The organism is Gilliamella sp. B2828 (assembly GCF_026537125.1).
GTDB lineage: Bacteria > Pseudomonadota > Gammaproteobacteria > Enterobacterales > Orbaceae > Gilliamella.
In genome coordinates, this window is sequence record NZ_JAFNMU010000021.1 from 1 (window position 1) to 4,156 (window position 4,156).

The 4,156-nt window shown below is 30.7% G+C and carries 4 protein-coding genes and 1 pseudogene; all 5 read left to right on the forward strand.

The annotated features are described in order from the left end of the window. Positions 1–815 (forward strand): annotated as a pseudogene (locus tag J3U19_RS11360) (hypothetical protein); the annotation flags it as partial. Positions 816–817: 2 nt separating this feature from the next. Then, complete coding sequence (locus J3U19_RS11365; RefSeq protein WP_267341955.1) at positions 818–1,246, forward strand: hypothetical protein; 429 nt, start codon at positions 818–820, stop codon at positions 1,244–1,246. Positions 1,247–1,519: 273 nt separating this feature from the next. Continuing rightward, positions 1,520–2,659 (forward strand): hypothetical protein, encoded by a 1,140-nt coding sequence (locus J3U19_RS11370; RefSeq protein WP_267346363.1) that lies wholly within the window; start codon positions 1,520–1,522, stop codon positions 2,657–2,659. A gap of 30 nt (positions 2,660–2,689) precedes the next feature. Beyond that, positions 2,690–3,751 (forward strand): hypothetical protein, encoded by a 1,062-nt coding sequence (locus J3U19_RS11375; RefSeq protein ID WP_267346365.1) that lies wholly within the window; start codon positions 2,690–2,692, stop codon positions 3,749–3,751. Positions 3,752–3,883: 132 nt separating this feature from the next. Then, positions 3,884–4,156 (forward strand): hypothetical protein (locus J3U19_RS11380; RefSeq protein ID WP_267346366.1); only part of this gene is annotated, 273 nt, incomplete at its 3' end.

The window sequence follows — 4,156 nt, forward strand, 5'->3', positions numbered from 1 at the left end:
TAATAAATGGGTTAGAAGATAAGTATAAATTATGGGAAAAAACCAAAGAAAAAGCGACAAAAATGCTGTGGTGGGATGATGTCGCTAAAGGATTAGCTAAGCAAAAGCAGCAGACACAACAAAGTGAAGCAGAAACTAAAAAAGAGCAATCAGCAGACACCTCAACTAATCAAACTGAAACTTCATCAACGCCTGCCACGTTAAGCCAAAACGGTGAGGTTTGGTTTATGCATCCTGTGGCTATGGTGGATTATTTTAATATTGTTGAAATAAAAAAAGGCTGGGCAGAAAGCCCATTTGCTTTGCTGTTAGGTGAAGTTGAATCCAATAATGATTATTCAGCTTATAATCAAACTAAACCAAAACTAAGAGCTTTTTTTAATACTAACTTAACCTCTATGACGCTAAAGGAATTAATTGATAAACAAGCAAAAGGGGAAATATTTGCTGCTGGACGCTTTCAAATAATTCCTGAAACTTTAAAATCAGCTCTAGATTATTTAAAATTAGACTTATCATTGAAATATAATAAAGAAACACAAGATATTTTATTTGAAGAATATTTGATAAAAATTAAAAGGAAGAACATAATAAAATATTTAGAACAGGATGGTGATGTTGAAGATGCTATTTATGATTGGGCTAAAGAATTTGCATCAGCAGGAGTACGTAAAGGGAAAACAATAAGTAATGGAAGAATTGCAGCTTTTGAAGGTTCATCATATTATCAAGGAGATGGGCTAAATTCTGCCCATATATTACCAGCTCAAATGGTTGAAGCATTAAAAGAATCGAAAAATGGAAATTGGAGGTAAATATGAAAAAGTTAAAGTTTGCTCTTCTGTGTTTCATAATATTTGCAATTAATTATTCCTTAATAGCTCAAGCTCAAAGTAAAGAACTTATCAAATTAGATTTTAACGATTTCGCTATTAAAACTAAAACAAAAATTAAAAATGCAAACTTTGCGTATCATTATTTGATTAAGGTTTATGGGTGTGGTGGTGGTGCAATTTGTGGAGAGATTCGAAACTTACTCTCTAACAAAGTTATTGGACTTCCTAATGCTTATTTGATAGAAGATGAAAATGGAGAAAATGGGTTTTCTATAGAATATCATTTAAATAGTAGTTTAATTATTATTTCTGGAATAATAGCGGATCCTGATGAAAATGAAGCTAACGAAGGATATAGAAGAAGATATTATAATTTCATAAATGAAAAGTTTGAGCTTTTAGAAAAATGATTAACATTATTGGGGAGCTATAAATTAACTATTAGATGTTAATAATCGTGATAATATTAAAGTATGAACAATTCAATTTAGGGATATCAATAGAAAAAGCTCTTGTTGAAAAAATTTTTTCATGCAGTTGGAGCATTAAGTAATGCTAAGATGTGAAGAAAGTCAATTGTTCGTTCTTAGAGATTAGCACAACAAAAAAGAGATTATCAACGTTTTCCCGCTGATTATAAAGATGCCCCTGACAAGAAATTAACACCGGAGCAACTTAACTTATTGGGTAAAATAAAAGAGTTAGAAGAGAAGTCAGAATTATGGGAAAAAACCAAAGGAAAAGCGACAAAAATGCTGTGGTGGGACGATGTAGTCGAAGAATTAGCTAAGCAAAGTCAACAGACAGAACAAAGTGACACTGAAACAGAAAAAGATAAAACAGAAGACAGCTCAAAGCAACAAACCGAAACATCATCAACGCCTGCCACGTTAAGCCAAAACGGTGAGGTTTGGTTTATGCACCCAGTTGCCCTTATGAATTACTTTAAATTTAAAGCAGGCATTGTGACTTATCATATCTATCAGGATGGAAAAATCGAAAAGCATATACCCGAAAAAATATCCCCTGGTTTTGAGCGAAAATATCAATATGTTTATCATGATAAACATAAAAACGAGCATGAAATTTGTATTTGTGAATGGCATACCATTAATAAGAAAAAGTTTGTAGATTCTCCTAGAGAAACATTTAACTATCCAGATCATGGAACTGTGGAGGAAACTAAAACTAACGTTAGTGATGGGTATATTGCAGCTAGAGCGAAATACAAAAATGGTGATATTCATGAATGGATAAAAATAGAAGAAGGTGTAAGTATTTATGAAAGACTAACTATGACTAATGGGAATATTGCTGAATATGGACGTCATGACAAACAAGGAGATGTATGGAAACTATATGAAAAGCTGAAGGAAGAAGCCCAAATGGTTCGAATGCCGGATAGTCTTAACTATGAAAGTAGTGGTGTAATTATAAAATATGAACTTAAAGAAACTTTTCGAAAATATATAAATCCAGACTTACTGGCAGGTTTTATAGGCGCTCTGGCGGAGATTAAAGAAAATATTATTGTAACGGGTAGTGCCTATGAACAAGGCTCTTGTTTTCCTAGTTCTTTACACATAAATGGTCTGAGTATTGACACAAAGTACATTAAAAAAGTTAAAAATTTAACTGATTACAAAAAAGATAAAGAATTTGTTAACGCTTTAGCTAAATTCCATTTTAGAACGTTTCGAGTAGGAAAAGAAATCTATAACTTATTTAAAGATATATCAGGAACAAAAAATGGTGGCGATTTACATAATAGCCATTTGCATACAGAAAATTTTGATTTTAATACCATTAAAATAATTGAATAATCGACGATTTAAATGAGAAGGATAAAGGGAATGAAAAAAAATTTTTTAACTTTGATTTTATTGTTTATTTTTTCTATAGGAATTGTTCATTCAAATGAATCACCGGATATTTGGGATTATTATAAAGTTTCAAAAAATTCTGTTTCTGGTAATGAATCAGGTTATGAGAGAGAATTTTTAACGGAAAAGTATTCGAGAATTAAACTAATATTAATCGATGGAAAAGTTATAGTTGATACAATTTGTGTTATCCAGTATGAAACATCAACAAATCTTACTACACCTTTATCTTATTGGAAAACTCCAGAAAAAGTGGAGGAATATAAAAAAATTTTTTCAGAAGAAGGGATCCTTTTAGGCGATCAATTTGAGGCAATCAAATTTACTAATAATCATGACGATAATTTATGCTTGGAAGCGGGTTTAACTGATTTAATAAAGATCGATAATTATTTTGTTTTTCTAACTAAGTCAGATTACTTAATAATATTTTCGAAGCAATTGAAAAAAAATAATGAATCTCCCATAACTTATCGAGGATTTAATTATCAGGTACCAAATCGGGAGTTTAGTTGGTTTGGTCATCCCATGTTGACTAATAAAAAAATTGTAGAGGATATGAATAAGAAGTGTGATTTTCCCGATGATGGATCTTATTTTGATTCTTATTTTTACAATGAGTGTGATTTAAACGAATTAGGTCAATATTTTGGTAAAGTTAGTGACACTTCATTTAATAAAAAGAAAGAGATATATCAAAAAGGAGAATATCGATACAATTTAACTAAAAAGCAGCATGGAGAGTTTGATTTCGAAATATTTTTGAATATTGAAAAAAATAATAAATTAATAGATAAATTATCAATTTTTAAAGAAAAAATTTTAGAATCGGCTGCTTTTGTACAGTATTACTATATTGATAAAAATTTTAAGAATATTTGGTTATTAAATTATGTTGGTAGTGACGAAACACAAGATATTGAAAAATGGAGACATTATAAAATAGATAATAGTGGGCACTTCAAGTTATTGGAATCGATTTCATGTAAACATCGTGATAGACAAAGAGTTGTAAAATGTCAAAAAGATTAAGAATGTCTTCGTTAAAGTTTTGCTACCTTAGAAGAAAAAGGTAATCTAAAAGATTTAGCCAGTACCACACCGGCATGGAGTAAATTTCCCTTACAAGAGAGTGAGTTAACCGGTAGCAAAAATGAAGTTGATATGCCACCGTTGCTACTGAATATAAATGATAAAGATTTAATGGGGAATGATAAACGTGCAATTGATGAAAAGGGGACCTTATGGTTAAAGATAGAGCATGCACTGGATAGTAAAAATGTTCCTATTAAAGGATGGACATTTATTGGTAGTGAGGGTGTAAAAAAAGTCAGTGGTTGGGAATGGTTTGATTTTAAACAGATTACAGAAACTGGCAGTTTAAAAGAGTTTTACCTGAGTGCGAAAAAATCAGAAACCCGAAACAAAGATAATGCT

What these genes read in the sequence shown, in the direction of transcription:
- J3U19_RS11365 (WP_267341955.1), top strand. Translation starts at nt 818, where the DNA reads ATGAAAAAGTTAAAGTTTGCTCTTCTGTGTTTCATAATATTTGCAATT.
- J3U19_RS11375 (WP_267346365.1), top strand. Translation starts at nt 2,690, where the DNA reads ATGAAAAAAAATTTTTTAACTTTGATTTTATTGTTTATTTTTTCTATA.